The 14,195-nt window shown below is 74.2% G+C and carries 18 protein-coding genes; all 18 read right to left on the reverse strand.

Features of this window, described 5'->3' with window-relative positions; translation table 11 throughout:
* The 18 genes from M8316_RS20910 to M8316_RS20175 all read right to left on the reverse strand — a co-directional run bounded on the left by M8316_RS20910 (window position 1) and on the right by M8316_RS20175 (window position 14,185).
* Window positions 1–1,728, reverse strand: coding sequence for a flagellar hook-length control protein FliK (locus tag M8316_RS20910; RefSeq protein WP_272495618.1), 1,728 nt, complete (start codon window positions 1,726–1,728; stop codon window positions 1–3).
* On the reverse strand, window positions 1,728–2,804 hold the full coding sequence (locus tag M8316_RS20095) for a transglycosylase SLT domain-containing protein (RefSeq protein WP_250057747.1): 1,077 nt from the start codon (window positions 2,802–2,804) through the stop codon (window positions 1,728–1,730). The genes M8316_RS20910 and M8316_RS20095 overlap by 1 nt, the downstream gene beginning before the upstream one ends.
* On the reverse strand, window positions 2,801–3,283 hold the full coding sequence (locus M8316_RS20100) for a flagellar FliJ family protein (protein ID WP_250057748.1): 483 nt from the start codon (window positions 3,281–3,283) through the stop codon (window positions 2,801–2,803). Before M8316_RS20100 ends, M8316_RS20095 begins: the two co-directional genes overlap by 4 nt.
* Complete coding sequence (locus M8316_RS20105) at window positions 3,280–4,830, reverse strand: FliI/YscN family ATPase (RefSeq protein ID WP_250057749.1); 1,551 nt, start codon at window positions 4,828–4,830, stop codon at window positions 3,280–3,282. Before M8316_RS20105 ends, M8316_RS20100 begins: the two co-directional genes overlap by 4 nt.
* Entirely contained in the window at window positions 4,827–5,534 is a 708-nt protein-coding gene (locus M8316_RS20110) for a FliH/SctL family protein (RefSeq protein WP_250057750.1), read from the reverse strand. Before M8316_RS20110 ends, M8316_RS20105 begins: the two co-directional genes overlap by 4 nt.
* Window positions 5,518–6,540 carry a flagellar motor switch protein FliG gene (gene fliG, locus M8316_RS20115; protein ID WP_250057751.1) on the reverse strand — a complete coding sequence of 341 codons (1,023 nt, stop codon included), beginning with the start codon at window positions 6,538–6,540 and terminating at the stop codon, window positions 5,518–5,520. The genes M8316_RS20110 and fliG overlap by 17 nt, the downstream gene beginning before the upstream one ends.
* Window positions 6,540–8,123: a flagellar basal-body MS-ring/collar protein FliF gene (gene fliF, locus M8316_RS20120; RefSeq protein WP_250057752.1), complete on the reverse strand. Its 1,584-nt coding sequence runs from the start codon at window positions 8,121–8,123 to the stop codon at window positions 6,540–6,542. The genes fliG and fliF overlap by 1 nt, the downstream gene beginning before the upstream one ends.
* A complete protein-coding gene (gene fliE / locus M8316_RS20125) occupies window positions 8,123–8,623 on the reverse strand; it encodes a flagellar hook-basal body complex protein FliE (protein ID WP_250057753.1) in 501 nt (166 codons plus the stop codon). The genes fliF and fliE overlap by 1 nt, the downstream gene beginning before the upstream one ends.
* A 7-nt stretch (window positions 8,624–8,630) precedes the next feature.
* Window positions 8,631–9,020 carry a flagellar basal body rod protein FlgC gene (locus M8316_RS20130; RefSeq protein WP_250057755.1) on the reverse strand — a complete coding sequence of 130 codons (390 nt, stop codon included), beginning with the start codon at window positions 9,018–9,020 and terminating at the stop codon, window positions 8,631–8,633.
* Complete coding sequence (gene flgB / locus M8316_RS20135) at window positions 9,020–9,403, reverse strand: flagellar basal body rod protein FlgB (protein WP_250057757.1); 384 nt, start codon at window positions 9,401–9,403, stop codon at window positions 9,020–9,022. The genes M8316_RS20130 and flgB overlap by 1 nt, the downstream gene beginning before the upstream one ends.
* 272 nt (window positions 9,404–9,675) lie before the next feature.
* On the reverse strand, window positions 9,676–10,176 hold the full coding sequence (locus tag M8316_RS20140; RefSeq protein ID WP_250057758.1) for a hypothetical protein: 501 nt from the start codon (window positions 10,174–10,176) through the stop codon (window positions 9,676–9,678).
* Complete coding sequence (locus M8316_RS20145) at window positions 10,173–10,544, reverse strand: response regulator (RefSeq protein ID WP_250057759.1); 372 nt, start codon at window positions 10,542–10,544, stop codon at window positions 10,173–10,175. Before M8316_RS20145 ends, M8316_RS20140 begins: the two co-directional genes overlap by 4 nt.
* A gap of 13 nt (window positions 10,545–10,557) precedes the next feature.
* Entirely contained in the window at window positions 10,558–11,037 is a 480-nt protein-coding gene (locus M8316_RS20150) for a chemotaxis protein CheX (RefSeq protein ID WP_250057761.1), read from the reverse strand.
* Complete coding sequence (locus M8316_RS20155) at window positions 11,034–11,417, reverse strand: response regulator (protein ID WP_250057762.1); 384 nt, start codon at window positions 11,415–11,417, stop codon at window positions 11,034–11,036. Before M8316_RS20155 ends, M8316_RS20150 begins: the two co-directional genes overlap by 4 nt.
* Window positions 11,418–11,608: 191 nt before the next feature.
* The gene (locus M8316_RS20160; RefSeq protein ID WP_250057763.1) at window positions 11,609–11,974 is read right to left on the reverse strand and encodes a hypothetical protein; all 366 of its coding nucleotides are present in this window, start codon (window positions 11,972–11,974) and stop codon (window positions 11,609–11,611) included.
* 4 nt (window positions 11,975–11,978) lie between these two features.
* Window positions 11,979–12,392, reverse strand: a complete 414-nt coding sequence (gene fliS / locus M8316_RS20165; RefSeq protein ID WP_250057764.1) for a flagellar export chaperone FliS — start codon at window positions 12,390–12,392, stop codon at window positions 11,979–11,981.
* Between the two features lie 51 nt (window positions 12,393–12,443).
* Window positions 12,444–13,778, reverse strand: coding sequence for a flagellar filament capping protein FliD (fliD, locus tag M8316_RS20170; protein ID WP_250057765.1), 1,335 nt, complete (start codon window positions 13,776–13,778; stop codon window positions 12,444–12,446).
* A 293-nt stretch (window positions 13,779–14,071) separates the two neighbouring features.
* Window positions 14,072–14,185 (reverse strand): flagellin, encoded by a 114-nt coding sequence (locus M8316_RS20175; RefSeq protein ID WP_272495624.1) that lies wholly within the window; start codon window positions 14,183–14,185, stop codon window positions 14,072–14,074.
* Window positions 14,186–14,195 lie beyond the last annotated feature (10 nt).

The raw sequence follows: 14,195 nt of genomic DNA on the forward strand, positions 1-14,195 counted from the left end.
TCAGACCCGCACGTCGAGCCGCAGCGGGCCGGACGACGGGTGGTCTGCCGGAGCGGTGGTCGCTCCGGTGGTGGCGCCGTCCCTGGCGATCGTGGCGGCCCGCGTCCCTGCAGGCTCGGAGTGGCCCGCGGCGTCGTGCCGCGGGTCGGAGGGCGAGCGACCCTGGTCGCTCACGTCTGTCATCGGCCGGTCGCCCTGCTGGTTGAGGTCCTGGGAGGCACCGTTTCGACCGTCCTGCTGACCCGCCTGCTGGCCGTCCTGGCGCTGCTGCCAGGAGGAGGAGGTGGAGGTCGAGCCGTCGGCGTCCTGCACGGTCACCCGGGCGTCGGCCAGGGTGGGCAGCGCACGCTCCAGCGCACGGAACAGCTCGCTGCTGCCGTCGTGCAGGGCGGCTCTGGCCTGCGCGTTCTCCGCGGCGAGGCGCACGTGGACCTCGCCGTCGCTCAGCGTCAGCGTCACGCGGACCTGGCCCAGCTGCTCCGGCGCCAGGCGCATGACCACCCGGTGCGTGCCGGGTCCGGCCTGCGCGAGGCGGGTGACCTCGGGGGCGAGCTGGGCCGCGGGGGTGGCACGCGGGGCGTCGGCCGGGGCGGCCGGCGCCGGTGAGCCGGTGGCCGTCGCGGCACCCGGTGCCTGGACGCCGGCGGCGCCGCCGTCCTGGGGCCCGACCGCGGCCGGGGCCGACGTGGCGGGGGCGGCCGCTGGTGCTGCGACGACGGGCAGGTCGCGGACGAGCCCCTCGGGCCCCGGGTCGGTCCGGTCGGTCCGGTCGGTCCGGTCACCCGGGTCCGCGCCGGGCACGGTGCCGAGCGGGGTGCCGAGCACGGTGCCGAGCGGCGTGCCCGACGTGAGGGTGCTGCCGGGCGTGGCGAGGCGGGCGCGGCCGTCGACGCGGGCGGTGAGCGGGTTGCGGGGGAGGCGGGTGTCCTCGAGCAGGTGACCGGCGACCGGGCGCGGGAGCGCTGCGGCACCGGCGGCACCGGCCTCCGCACCGGCGTCACCGGTGGGGGTGCTGCCGGGGGTACCGCCCAGCGGGCCGGCGGACCGGGAGGAGTCCGACGGGAGGGCGTCGACCTCGGGACCGGCTCCGGGAGCAGTGGTGAGCGGACCGGCGGCGAGGGCGTCCGAGCCGGTCGAGCGGAGCCCGGCCACGGCAGCGTCGGCGGTGCCGGGGACCGCCACGGCGGGCCCCGAGCCGGCGCCGAGGGGCGTCTGTCCGTACGCACCGGTCGGACCGGTGGTGACAGCCTCTCCGCTGGTCACGATGCTGCCGAGGGGAGAGGGGCCGGCGACCGCCGCCGCCGAGAGGTCCGTACCGGTCCGTACGGTCAGGTCGGTGATGGAGAGGTCTCCGGTCTGCGCGGCGCCCTCCCCGACCGGGAGCGGCAGACCGCCCGACAGCATCGGTGCGACGGCCGGGTCGGGGGCAGGCGCCGGGGCGGAGGACGCGGCCACGGCGGCCGCGAGCACCGGCTGCCCCTCGGACGTCGAGGAGGTCGAGGCGTCGGTGCCGCGAGCGGCGGGCTCGCCGGCGGCGCGGCCCGACGTGCGGGGGCCGCGGCCCGTGGTGCGGCCGGTGCCGGAGGGCGAGCCCTCCTCGGCGACGGCGCGGGAGAGCTCCTCACCGAAGGCTCCGGCGTCGTCCGGCCCCGCACCGGTCAGGTCGGCGCGGCCGGGGCGCACGGGGAGGGGAGCGACGGCGGTCGGGTCGATCGTGGCGCGGCTCATCAGGCGGCCTCCATCCAGGACATGATCTTCTGCACGTAGCCCTGCGTCTCCGGGTACGGGGGCACCCCGCCGTAGCGGAGGACCGCGCCCGGCCCGGCGTTGTAGCCGGCGAGGGCCAGCTCGGTGCGGCCGTCGAAGCGGTCCAGCAGCTCGCGCATGAGGCGGGCCGCGCCGTCCACGGCCTGCGCCGGGTCGAAGGAGTCGGTGACCCCGAGGCTGCGCGCGGTCGCCGGCATGAGCTGCATGAGCCCCTGCGCACCGGCCGGGCTGACGGCCCGCGGGTCGTAGGAGCTCTCGGCGCGCGCGATGGCGGAGAGGAGGCCGGCGTCCACGCCGTAGCGCTGCTCGGCCACGGCGAAGAGCCTCTCGAAGGCGACCGGGCCGCCGGCGGAGGCGGCGGCAGCGGGCACCGCGCCGGCGGCGGAGGTGCGCGCGACGGGTGAGGTCTCCGGCAGGACCCGGCGGATGTAGTCCGGCGGGGTGGAGACGTCCTCGATCTTGATCACGCTGCCCGTGTAGGGCGCGTGCAGCATCTTGCCGTTGCCCAGGTAGATCGCGATGTGGTCGGCGCCGTTGTTGCGGCTGGAGTTGTCCCAGGCGATGAGGTCGCCGGGGCGGGCCTCGGCCATCGAGCCGACGGCCGTGCCGGAGCGTGCCTGGTCGGCCGAGACGCGCGGGAGGTCGATGCCGACGGAGCCATAGACGTGCTGGACGAGGCCCGAGCAGTCCATGCCGCCGTCGGAGGGGGAGTCACCGCCCCACACGTAGGGCATGCCGAGGTAGGACTTCGCCTTCTCGATGACGGTCGCCGCGAGGTCGGAGGTGCCGCCGTTCGTGGACGCGGCGGCCGCGGTGGTGGCCGCCGGGCCGCGGGCGCCCGCGGTGCCGGCGGAGGCACCGGACTGCGACGTGGCGACGGCGGACGTGGCCCGCTGGAGGGCCTGCGCGAAGTCGGCGGCCTCGACGGCGCCGGCGTTGCCGAGCACGCCACCGGCGCTCGCGGGGCCGACGGGGGCCATCGCCGCGAGCTGGGACTGGATCACCGCGATGCGCGCGGTCACGTTGTCGATGCTCATGCGCCCACCTGATCGGCAGGTCGGCCGCCGTCCTGAGCGTGGTGGGCTGCGCGCGAGCGGCGCAGCCAGCCCACGGAGGCGACCTCGTCGGTCACCGCGTCGGCGGCGCGGACGGCCTCGGCCCGGCGCTCGTCCGCACGCCGCTCCATCAGGCCCTCGACCGCACCGAGGCGCGCCTTGTCGGAGGTCCAGTAGGACTGGGCGTCGGTGGCCACCAGGGCGGCGGACTCGGCCCGCCGGCGGGCGTCCGAGGCGGCCTCGCGGAGCACGGCGAGGGACTGGCACAGCACCACGAAGCGGCCCATGTCCCCGTCCAGCTGGCGGCCGTGGACCTGCAGCGACTGCTCCAGGCGGGCGACCTCGGCCTCGCGCTCGCGGACCTCTGCCAGCGCCTTCACCAGGCCGAGGCGGGAGTCGCGCTCGCGCACCGCGCGGACGCGGGCGACGGCGGCCAGGCCGGGATCGGTGGGACGGCTCATCGGAGGACCTCGTTCGGGCGGGGCTGGGCGGCAGGGACGGCCGGGACGGAAGGGGCGGCACCGGCGGTGGCGAAGGACGGCGCCGGCGCGGACGGACCGCCGCCGAGCGCGGCCGGCGGCCGACCCGACGGCCCTGCACCGACCGGCGTCGGGGCGCCGGGGGTGGCGACGAGCCGCTCGAGGCGGGCCCAGGTCTCGGGCAGCGAGGTCTGGTCGTCCATGTCCTGGCGCAGGAAGGACTCGATCTGGTCCTTGCGGGCCAGGGCGGCGTCGGCGTCGGGGTCGGTGCCCGCGACGTAGGCGCCGATCTCGACGAGCTCCTTGACGTCGCGGTGGGCGGCCATCATCCGGCGCAGGCGGGTGGCGGCCCCACGCTGCTCGGGCGTGGTCACCGCGCTGTTCACGCGGGAGATCGACTCCAGCACGTCGACGGCCGGGAAGTGGCCGGCGGTGGCCAGGCGGCGGGTGAGCACGACGTGGCCGTCGAGGATCGAGCGGGCGGTGTCACCGATCGGGTCCTGCATGTCGTCGCCCTCGACCAGCACGGTGTAGAGGCCGGTGATGGAGCCGCGGGGGTTGGTGCCGGCGCGCTCGAGCAGCTTCGGCAGGAGGCCGAAGACGCTGGGCGGGTAGCCGCGGGTGGCGGGCGGCTCGCCGGCCGAGAGGCCGATCTCGCGCTGGGCCATGGCGACGCGGGTGAGCGAGTCCATCATCAGGACGACGTCCTTGCCGGCGTCCCGGAACCACTCGGCGATCCGGGTGGCGGTGAAGGCCGCGCGCAGGCGCTCGACGGCGGGGGCGTCGGAGGTGGCGACGACGACCACGGAGCGGGCGAGACCCTCGGGCCCGAGGTCGTTCTCGAGGAACTCCCGGACCTCGCGGCCGCGCTCGCCGATCAGGGCGATCACGGAGACCTCGGCCTCGGTGCCGCGGGCGATCATCGAGAGCAGGCTCGACTTGCCGACGCCGGAGCCGGCCATGATGCCGACGCGCTGGCCGCGGCCGGCGGGCACGAGGGAGTCCAGGGCACGCACGCCGAGACCGAGCGGGGTGTCGATGCGGGGGCGGGTGAAGGCGTCGGGGGCGTCGGCGTCGACGCCGACCAGCTCCAGGCCGGGCAGGGAGGCGAGCGGGGCGCCGCCGTCGACCGGGTTGCCCAGGCCGTCCAGGACGCGGCCGCGCAGCGCCTCGCCGACGCGGATGCGCAGCGGGCCGCCGGTGTTGCGCACGTGGGCGCCGACCTCGATGCCGGCGGTGCGACCCAGCGGCAGGCAGGTGAGGTCCTCGGTGGTGGAGCCGACGACCTCGAGCAGCACCGGCACCGCACCGAGCACCTCGAGCAGGTCGCCGACGGCGGCGCGGATGCCGCTGACCCGCAGGTGCAGGCCCAGCAGCTCGACGACGCGGCCGAGCTCGTCGGGGCGGGCGGCGGCCAGGGCGGCGGCGCGGGCCCGCTCGAGGGCGGTCGCGCGCACGGCGTTGAGCTGCACGGCGGCCGCGGCGGTGGCGGCGCGCCCGGCCAGGACCTCGGTGCTGAAGCGGCTCACGACAGGGCCTCACGGATGCGCTCGAGGGCGGTGGAGATGCGCAGGTCGATCACCTGGCGCGGCGACTCGACCAGGGCGTCGCCGGGGGCGAGCACGTGGTCCTCGGTGACGCCGACGCCGGCCTCGGCCAGCAGCGCCCGGTGCTCGGGGGCCAGCTGGCCGGGGGCCAGGCGCAGGGTGACGGGGGAGCCGACGGGCTGGAGGGTGAGGGCCCGGCGGACCAGGTCGCCGGTGGGGTCCTCGGCGACCGCCAGCTCGTGGCCGACCAGCAGGGCGGTGAGCTCGTGGGCGAGGCCGAGGGACTGCTCCTCGACCTGGACGACCCGGGCGGCGAGCTCCTCGTCGAGACGGCGGGCCGCCGCGGCCAGGGCCAGGACGGCGGAGCGGTGCTCGGCCGCGCGACGCTGCTCCGCCTCGTCCGCCGCCCGGGCGAGCTCGGCGACGACGCGCTGGTGCTCCGCGGCGGCGGCACGGCGGCCCTCGCCCCAGCCGATGGCGTAGCCCTGCGCGCGGGCGGCCTCGCGGACGTCGCCCGCGAGGCTGCCGAGGATGTCCTCGGCGACCCGGTCGCCCAGGGCGGCCTCGTCGGTGAAGCGGGTCCACTCGCCCGAGCGGAGCTCGGGGGTGCGCAGGGCGTCCGCCCCGGCCGCACCCGCACCGCGCAGGACGCGGTGGTAGCCGGCCGGCTCAGTCGACGAAGTCATTGTCGTTGCCCCGACGGATCATGATCTCGCCGCGCTCCTCGAGCTGGCGGATCGTGCGGATGACGGCCTGCTGGGCCTCCTCGACCTGGGCCAGGCGGACCGGGCCGAGCATGTCGATCTCCTCGACGAGGTTCTCGGCGGCCCGGGAGGACAGGTTGCGGGTGATCTTGTCGCGCACCTTGTCGGCCACGCCCTTGAGCGCGAGGGCCAGCGAGGCCGACTCGACCTGGCGCAGCACCTGCTGCACGGCGCGGTCGTCGAGGGAGGTGATGTCCTCGAACATGAACATCCGCGCCTTGACCTGGTCGGCGAGCTCGGGGTCGATGCCCTCGAGGCCGGCGATGATCTCGCGCTCGGTGGCACGGTCGGCGGAGTTGATGATGCTGACCAGCGGGTCGAGGCCGCCAACCCGGGAGAGGTCCTGGGGCTGGAGCATCGAGGAGAGCCGGCGCTCGAGCTGGGACTCCACGGAGCGGACGATGTCGGGCGAGGTCTGGTCCATGACCGCGATGCGGTGGGCCACCTCGGCCTGGACGGCGCTGGGCAGGCCCGAGAGCAGCAGCGAGGCCTTGTCCGGCGTCATGTGCGCCAGCACCAGCGCGATCACCTGGGGGTGCTCGTCGGCGATGAAGGAACGCAGCTGCGCGGGGTCGGCCTGGTGCAGGAACTGGAACGGCATCTTCACCGCGGCCGCCTGGAGGCGGGCGATGATCTCCGCGGCCCGCTCGGGGCCCAGGGTGGCCTCGAGCATCTGCTGGGCGAAGCCGAAGCCGCCGCGGGAGATGTGCTCGCGCGCCGTCATGGTCTCGCGGAACTCGGTGGCCACGGCCATCGACTCCTCGGGGCCCACGGCCTCGAGCATCGCGATCTCGGCGCTGATCGCCTCGACCTCGTGCTCGTCGAGCTTGCTGAGCAGGCCGGCGGCCTGGCCCTTGGGCAGCTGGAGCAGGAGGACGGCGGCCTTGCGGACGCCGCCGATGACGGGGGCCTTCAACGTGGTGGCCATCAGGCGCTCTTCTCCGCGAGCCAGCCGCGCAGGAGGTCCGCGACCTCGTCGGGCTGGCGGTCGATGATCTGCACGAGCTCCTCGCGCATCAGGTCGGTCTCGTTGTCCTCGGGCTCCGCGGCGGCCAGCTCGGCCGGCGCGGCCGCCGCGAGCGCCTGGCGCTCGGCGGTGACCTGCTCGACGATCATGGTCGCCCGCTGCTCGCGCTTCTTCGCGCGGCGGCGGGCCTGGAACCAGGCGAGCAGCAGCATCAGGAGGACGGCGCCGCCCAGGGCGGCCTTCTGGTAGAGGTCCTGCCGGCCGGCGGCGGCCTCGGCGTCGGCGGCGGCGGCCAGCTCGGCGGCGGCCGCGTCGGCGGCGGTGCGGTCGAAGGGCATCTGGACGACCGAGACGGTGTCGCCGCGGCGGGCGTTGATGCCCACGGTGCTGGTCACGAGGTTCTCGATGTCGGCCGCGGCGATGGCCTGCGTGGTCGCGGAGTCGAGGACGACGCCGACGTGCAGCGTCTCGATCGCGCCGGGGGTGGACTCCACCGTGGAGCGGACGGTGTCCACGCCGTTGGTGCGCGAGCTGGAGGAGCTGTTGTAGTCCGAGGCGCCGTTGGCGCCGGTCGTGCCGACCTCGGTCTGCCCGTCGGTGCCCACGACGCCGTTGGTGGCGGTGCCGGTGCCGTCCGCGGAGGTGTAGGTCTCCTGCTGGGCGGACTCCGTGAGCGCCGGCACGACCTCGTCGGGCTGGTAGTCGAGGGTCTCGGTGGTCTGCTTGTCGAAGTCGAGGGTGGCGGTGACCTGGACGGTCGCGTTGCCGGGGCCGACGACCTGGTCGAGCATCGCCTGGAGCTTGGTGTGCATGGCCTCCTGGACGGCGGCCTCCTGCTGGGTCCGGGCGCTGGCGTCCGAGGCGGCCGAGCCGCCGGGGGCCGAGAGCACCTTGCCGGTGGCGTCGGCGACGATCACGTCGTCCGGCTCGAGGCCGTCGACGCTGGAGGCGACCAGGTGCACGATCGCCTGGACCTGCTCGGCCGACAGGGTGCGTCCCGGCGAGGTGCCGACGAGCACGGACGCGGTCGTCGGGTCCTGCTCGGAGGTGAAGACGTCCTTCTGCGGGATGGCCAGGTGGACGACGGCGGTGTTGACGCCGTCGATCGCCTCGATCGTGTTGTCGAGCTCGCCCTCCATGGCCCGCTTGAAGTCGGTCTGCTCCTGGAACTCGGAGGTGGAGATGCCCTGGTCGTCGAGGATCGAGTAGCCGCCGGCCTCGGTGTCGGCCGGGAGGCCCTGGCCGGAGAGGCGGATGCGGGTCGGGTAGACCGCGTCCTGCGGGACCATGATCGTGGTGCCGCCGTCGGCCAGCTCGTACGCGGTGCCGGAGGCGTCCAGCTCCTCCACGACCGCCGCGGCGTCCTCGGAGGAGAGGTTGGAGTACAGCGGGGCGTAGGTCGGGGCCGAGGCCCACTGGAAGACCAGGAAGCCCGCCAGCAGCACCGCGGCACCGCCCACCACCACGACGGCCTTCTGGCCGGCGGTGAAGGAGCCGAAGGTCGCGCGGAACCGGTTGAAGTACTTCGTCGTCGTCTCGCGCATCAGATCGGCATCCGCATGATCTCGGTGAACGCCTCGACCGCCTTGTTGCGGACGGCGACGGTGACCTGGGTGGCGACGCTGGCCTGCGTGGCCGCGATCGTGTAGTCGTGCAGGTTCTCCAGGTCGCCGGTGGCGGCCTGGACGGCGAGCTGGTCGGTGGTCTTCTGCAGGCCGTCGAGGGAGTCGATGCTGCCGAGGACCATGGAGCCGAAGTCGCCGGACGCCGCGCCGGCGCCGGAGACGCCCGAGACGCCGGAGACACCGGCTGCGCCGGACGTGGCCGAGCCGAGGCTGCCGAGCCCGGCCGGCTGGGCGAGGGCTGCGCCGGAGAGGCCCATCTCGCCCAGGAGGGCGGCGATGCCGCCGGCGCCCGAGGTGGAGGAGGCCGAGGACCCCGGGCCCAGGTCGGTGACCGTGCCGAGCATCTCGGTGGGGACGCTGGGCGGGAGGTAGGGGGTGAACTGGGTCGCCCCGATCGCTTCGATGCCGCTGACGCTCATGGTCCGCTCACTTCCCGATCTGGATGGCGGTGCCGTAGGTGTCCTGGGCGTACTTGGTGACCTGGGCGGAGGCCTGGAAGCCACGCTGCGCCATGATCAGCTCGCTCATCTGGGACTCCATGTCCATGTCGGGCGCGCGCACGTACCCGTCGGCGTCGGCCAGCGGGTGGTCGGGCATGTGGACGAGGCGGCCCTCCGCGGAGCTCAGCGCGATGCCGGTGACCTGCACGCCGCCGTCCTCGCGGGCGCCGGCGGTGAGCAGCTGCGCCTGGAACGCGGCCTCGTCGGTCGAGGTGATGTCGTTGACGTTGGCGATGTTGTGGCCGAGCGCGTCGAGCCAGGTCTGGTGCATGCCCAGGCCGGAGCCGGCGATGCGCAGCGCGTCGAAGGCACCCATCACTGACCAGCCGCCACGGTCGAGACCAGCGAGAACCGGTCGGTGACCGCGCGGGCCACGACCTGGTAGGTGAACTGGCTCTGCATCGCGTCGAGCGACTCCTTGCGGAGGTCGACGTTGTTGCCGTTGATCCCGACCGGGGTCTGGGTGGCGGCGGTGATGGGGGAGGCACCACGCAGGCGCAGGCCGAGGGAGTCGGTCGAACCACCGGAGATGGCGCCGGACAGGACGCTCTCGAAGTCCACCGACGTGGCCCGGAACCCGGGGGTGTCGATGTTGGCGAGGTTGTCGGCGATCGTGTTCTGCCGGTTGCTCAGGCCGTCGAGGGCGTAGCCCAGGACGGCCGAGACGGGGCTCGCCATCGCGAAGGCGGGGACGGACACGGTGACTCCTTCTCCAGGGGTCGTGTGCTCCAGCTGGCGCTGGGCGCGTGGTGCCGGTCCGTCGGCGGGGGTGTGAGCCGTCCTTGCTCGCGGGTCTGATCGGCCCTGGCCCCGGGCGCCTGAGCGGCGGTGGGCGGGCTTGTCCGGAACTTGAGCCTGGCCGCTCGGAGATCCGGAGCGCGTGAGGCCCCCGGAGCGTGTCCGGGGGCCTCACGGTGGTGCGTCCCCTCCGGGGGGGGAGGGGAGTCTCGGGGTGGTGCGGGCTGCTGCGCTCAGCAGAGGACGACGGCGAGCCGGCCGGAGCCGTAGCCGCTGACGTCCACCAGGTAGTCCTCGCGTCGGCCGAGGATCTGCGTGCGGGCGCGGGCCTCGTGCGGGAGGGGCTGGCCCGAGCAGTGCGCCTGGTAGAGCTTCACGTGGGCGGTCTCCTCGGTGTTGAAGAGCGAGGCCATCACGTTGAAGACCTCCTGCAGGCCCTCCGCGGTGGAGTCCGGCAGCGCGCCGTCCTCGATCGCGGCCTCCGCGCCGCTGGCCGGCACGAGCGAGAGCGCCGAGCCCAGGTGCGCCGAGAGCGGCAGGTCGAGCGCGACGACCGCGCGCACGACCAGCCGGTCGTCGACGAAGGAGGCCACCGACGCGGGGTAGCTCGGGCTCACCGCGAACGGCGGGCCGGGCTTGAGCTCGACCGCCCGGTCGAGCAGGTCGGTGAACAGGTCCTTGACCTGCTTGGGCTCGGGCAGGTGCGTGGGCAGCGCCAGACCGGTCGCGGTCATCGAGCCGCACCGAGGAGCGGCGTCAGCACCTCGTCGAAGGTCTCCGCGGTGAAGGGCTTGGCGACGAGGAAGGACGCGCCGGCCGCCTCGGCCTGCTCGCGCATGGCCGGCGAGCCCTCGGAGGTGACGAAGCCGAACGGGACGCCGATGCCGGCGCCACGCAGCGCGCCGAGCAGGTCGATGCCGGTCATCTCGGGCATGTTCCAGTCCGAGAGCACGAGGTCGGGCGCCTCGGCGGTGATCATGTCGAAGGCCATGCGGCCGTTCTCGGCCTCGACGATGTCGTGGCCGGCGTGGCCCGACTGGCGGAGGGTGCGGATGACGATCTGCCGCATCACGCGGCTGTCGTCGACGACGAGGATCTTCATGGGGAGGCTCCGGTCAGGTGGCGGTGGCGGTGGAGGAGCTGCCCTGCGACGGCACGTGGACGACCACCACGACCGGCTCGCCGCGCCACGCCAGGTCGAGGCGTCGCACGGGGGTCAGGTCGCTGGTGGGGGTGATGTCGCCGTGGCCGACCAGCGGCAGGGACAGGACGGAGGGGCCGGGCATCAGGCTCTTGACGTTGCCGCCGACGATGTTGACGAGCTCGCCGAGGGCGTCACGGACGTCGGCGAGGGAGCACGCCTCGTCGTCGATGGCCAGCATGGTGGCGCCGACGCCGCGCGCAGCGGCCTCGGACAGGATCACCGAGATCTGGGCCTCCCACTCACCGGTGACGGTGATGGCGGCGGTCCAGTGCAGGTCCTCGCTGGGACCGTCGGCGGGGAGGATCGGGTTGCCGTCCGCGAGGAAGGTCGACCAGACCTCCTCCACGACGGTGTGCAGGTCGCCCAGGGCGGGCTCGGCCACGACGGTCATGCCGGGATCTCCTGTGCGGCGAGGCCGAGGAGCTCGAGCTTCTCGACGATCGAGTCGGGGGTGAAGGGCTTGATCAGGTACTCGTGCGCGCCGGCGGCGAGCGCGCGCACGATCTGGCTGTGCTCGCTCTCGGTGGTGACCATCATCAGCGTCACGTTGCGCCAGCGGGGCTCGTTGCGGACCCGGGTGACGAACGTGTAGCCGTCCATCAGCGGCATGTTCCAGTCGATCAGGCAGATGTCCGGCACCAGACCGCCCTCGAGGACGTCCAGGGCCTCCTGGCCGTTCTCCGCCTCGGTGGTCTCGAAGCCGAGCTCGGTGACGATACGGGCGATGATCGCGCGCATCGTGCGTGAGTCGTCGATGATCAGGGCGTGCACGTCGGGCTCCGTTCTGGAGAGGGATGCGGGCTCCGCCGGTTGGATCGGCGGGCTCGTGGGGGTACTTGAGGGAAGTGCTGGACCTGGATCAGCCGGTCGGGCCAGCGGTCCAGCGGGGCCGGCCCCGGTGGGTCGTGGTGCCGGTCGTGCGGGGGTCGTGCGGGGGTCCTGCGGGGGTCGTGCGACCGGCCTCAGAGGGCCCGGTCGACGTAGACGGGGTCCACGCCGCGGCCCGAGAGCCGGCTGACCGTGTCGGCCAGCGTGTGCTCGCGGTGCACCTGGTGGAGGCGGTCGGTGAGCCGTGCGCTCGCCTGCGCCTGCCGGTGCAGGAGCTGCTCGGCACGGGGACGCAGGGGCTCGGGCAGCGCGCCGAGGTGCGGCTCGGGGCGCCACGGCTCCAGCTCCGGCATCCGGCCCCGTGCGACGGCGGACTCGACGCGCAGCACGTCGAGCTCGAGCCGGTCGAGGGTGACCTGCCACGCCATGAGGAGCTCCATCACGTCGAGGTCCGGGTCGGGCCCGGGAACGGGGCCGGGGGCGGCTCGGGGGTCGGTCACGACCTCACGCGGCCTGCGCGGCGGCGAGGGCCGCCTGGCGCCAGGTGGCGCAGAGGTCCTCGACCAGCGCGAGGCAGCCGCGGGTGAGCTCCGCGTCCTTCTTGACGTTGGCGCGGATCAGCTGGAGGTGCAGGAAGTCGTAGATGGAGGCCAGCGCCGGTCCGCCCTCCCACGCGTCGGTGTCGAGGCTGGAGCGCAGCTCGAGGACGATCTCCTGGGCGTGCACGAGGTGCTGGTGCGCCTCGCCGACCCGGTGCTGTTCCTGGGCCTCGAGGCCGCGACGCACGTCGAGCACGAGCCGCTCGTAGAGCATGATGAGCAGCTGTGCCGGGCTCGCGGTCGCCACCGAGTTGCCCAGGTAGGCGGCGCGGGCGTCGGCGCGGGGGCCGGGGTTGGAGTACCCGGGGTTGGAGTACATCGTGGGTGTCCCTTCTGCTGGACCGACCGGTCAGGTACCTGATCGGCCGCGTCAGGCGCTGTATGAGGGCAGCGACGCGAGCTGGCTGGAGAGCCACGAGGACTGGCTCTGCATCTGGGCCAGCGCGGTCTCCAGCGCGTTGAACTGGTTCTGGAGGGTGGTGCGGCGCAGCTCGAGCCGGGTGTCCCAGTTGTCCACGTCGTCCTGGAGCCGGCTGATGCCCGACTGGCGGCTCTCGATCGCGGTGGTCAGCGAACCGGTGTACTTGTCGCTGGCCGCGTCGGCCACGACCCGGACGCGCTCGGCGAAGCCGTTGCCGCCGGAGGTGATGCGGGCGGAGACGCCCTCGGGGTCGGCCTCGTAGGCGGCGGCGAACGCCTCCTCGTCGAAGACGAGCTTGCCGTAGCGGTCGGTCTGGATGCCCATGTCGGCGAGGCTGGTGCCGTCGCCGGGGAAGACGGTGCTCAGCAGCTGCTGGCGGAACGCCCGCACCCCTGCGTCCCCGGCGAGGGCGCCGGAGGTCTTGGTGGTGGCGTTGTAGGCCGTTCCGGAGTCGATGTCGGAGACGAGGCTGTTGACCGCGTCGACGAGGCCCTTCATCTGCTCGGAGAGGGCCGGCACGTCGCGCTGGACCAGCACCGTGGCCACGTCGCCGGCGCGGGCGGCGGCGTTGAGGGTGAGGTCGACACCGGGCACCAGCTCGGTGAAGGTGTTGGTGGTGGACGTGGCGGTGATGCCCGCCCCCAGGTCGATCTCGGCGTCGGTGCCGGCGCGGACGACGGCGCCGCCGAGCAGGGCGGAGCCGTCGGCGGCGGTGAGGGCGAAGTCGGACTGGGCGCCGGTCTCGGTGGACTCCACCATCAGGCGGTAGCCCGAGGACGAGGACACGAGCGTGGCCCGCACGCCGGTGGCGTTGGCCGGGTCGTTGAGGGCGTCGACCAGCCCCTGGAGCGTGCCGTCGCCGGTCTCGACCGTCAGCGGTGACCCGTCGAACCGGTCGAGCGTCACCTGCGTGGAGGCGCCGGTGACGACGTCGGTCTTGGCGGCCGCCGTGGCGAAGCCCAGCTGGTGGGTGCGCGCCACGGAGGTGACGGTGACGTCGAGGGACATCGCGCTCGCGCTCGAGGACGCGGTGATGCCGATGTTCTCGTTCGACGAGGTGCCGGTGAGGCCCGTCCAGGCGGCCGGCTTGGCCAGCTCCTCGGCCTTCGTGGTCAGCAGCGCCGCCTTGGAGTTCAGCGACTGGAGCTTGGTGACCACCGACTGCTGGCTGGTGATCCGGTTCTTCAGCTGGGTCTGCGGCAGCGCCTCCAGCTTCATGAACTGCTCGATGATCGAGGCGCTGTCGAGCCCGCTCGCGAGCCCGCTGATGCTGCTGGTGGCCATGGGGCCTCCTAGGAGAGGGGCCGGGTCCTCGCCGGCCTGCCGGGTGGTGACTGGGCGCGGGCGCCGGAGTCGGTGCTGGTGCTGCTGGTGGTGGCGCTGGTGGTGGCGCTGGTGTCGCGTCCGGTGCCGGTGCGGAGGTGTCTCCGGTAGTTCCGCCCACCTCCCGACGGCCGGGGTCGACCGGGGGCCGGGAGGGGGACGGGAGTGCCGGGACGGCGCCCGAGGCCGGGACGGGGCTGGTGGCCCCGCCCCGGCGGGTGGTGCTGGGTCAGGCCGTGGGATCAGACGTCGGGTCAGCGCAGGAGGCTGAGGACGTTGTTGGGGGCCTGGTTGGCCTGGGCGAGCATGGAGGTGCCGGCCTGGGAGAGGATCTGGGAGCGGGTGAAGTTCATCATCTCGGCGGCCATGTCGGTGTCG

The sequence above is a fragment of the Nocardioides bruguierae genome (assembly GCF_023554635.1).
Taxonomy (GTDB): domain Bacteria; phylum Actinomycetota; class Actinomycetes; order Propionibacteriales; family Nocardioidaceae; genus Nocardioides; species Nocardioides bruguierae.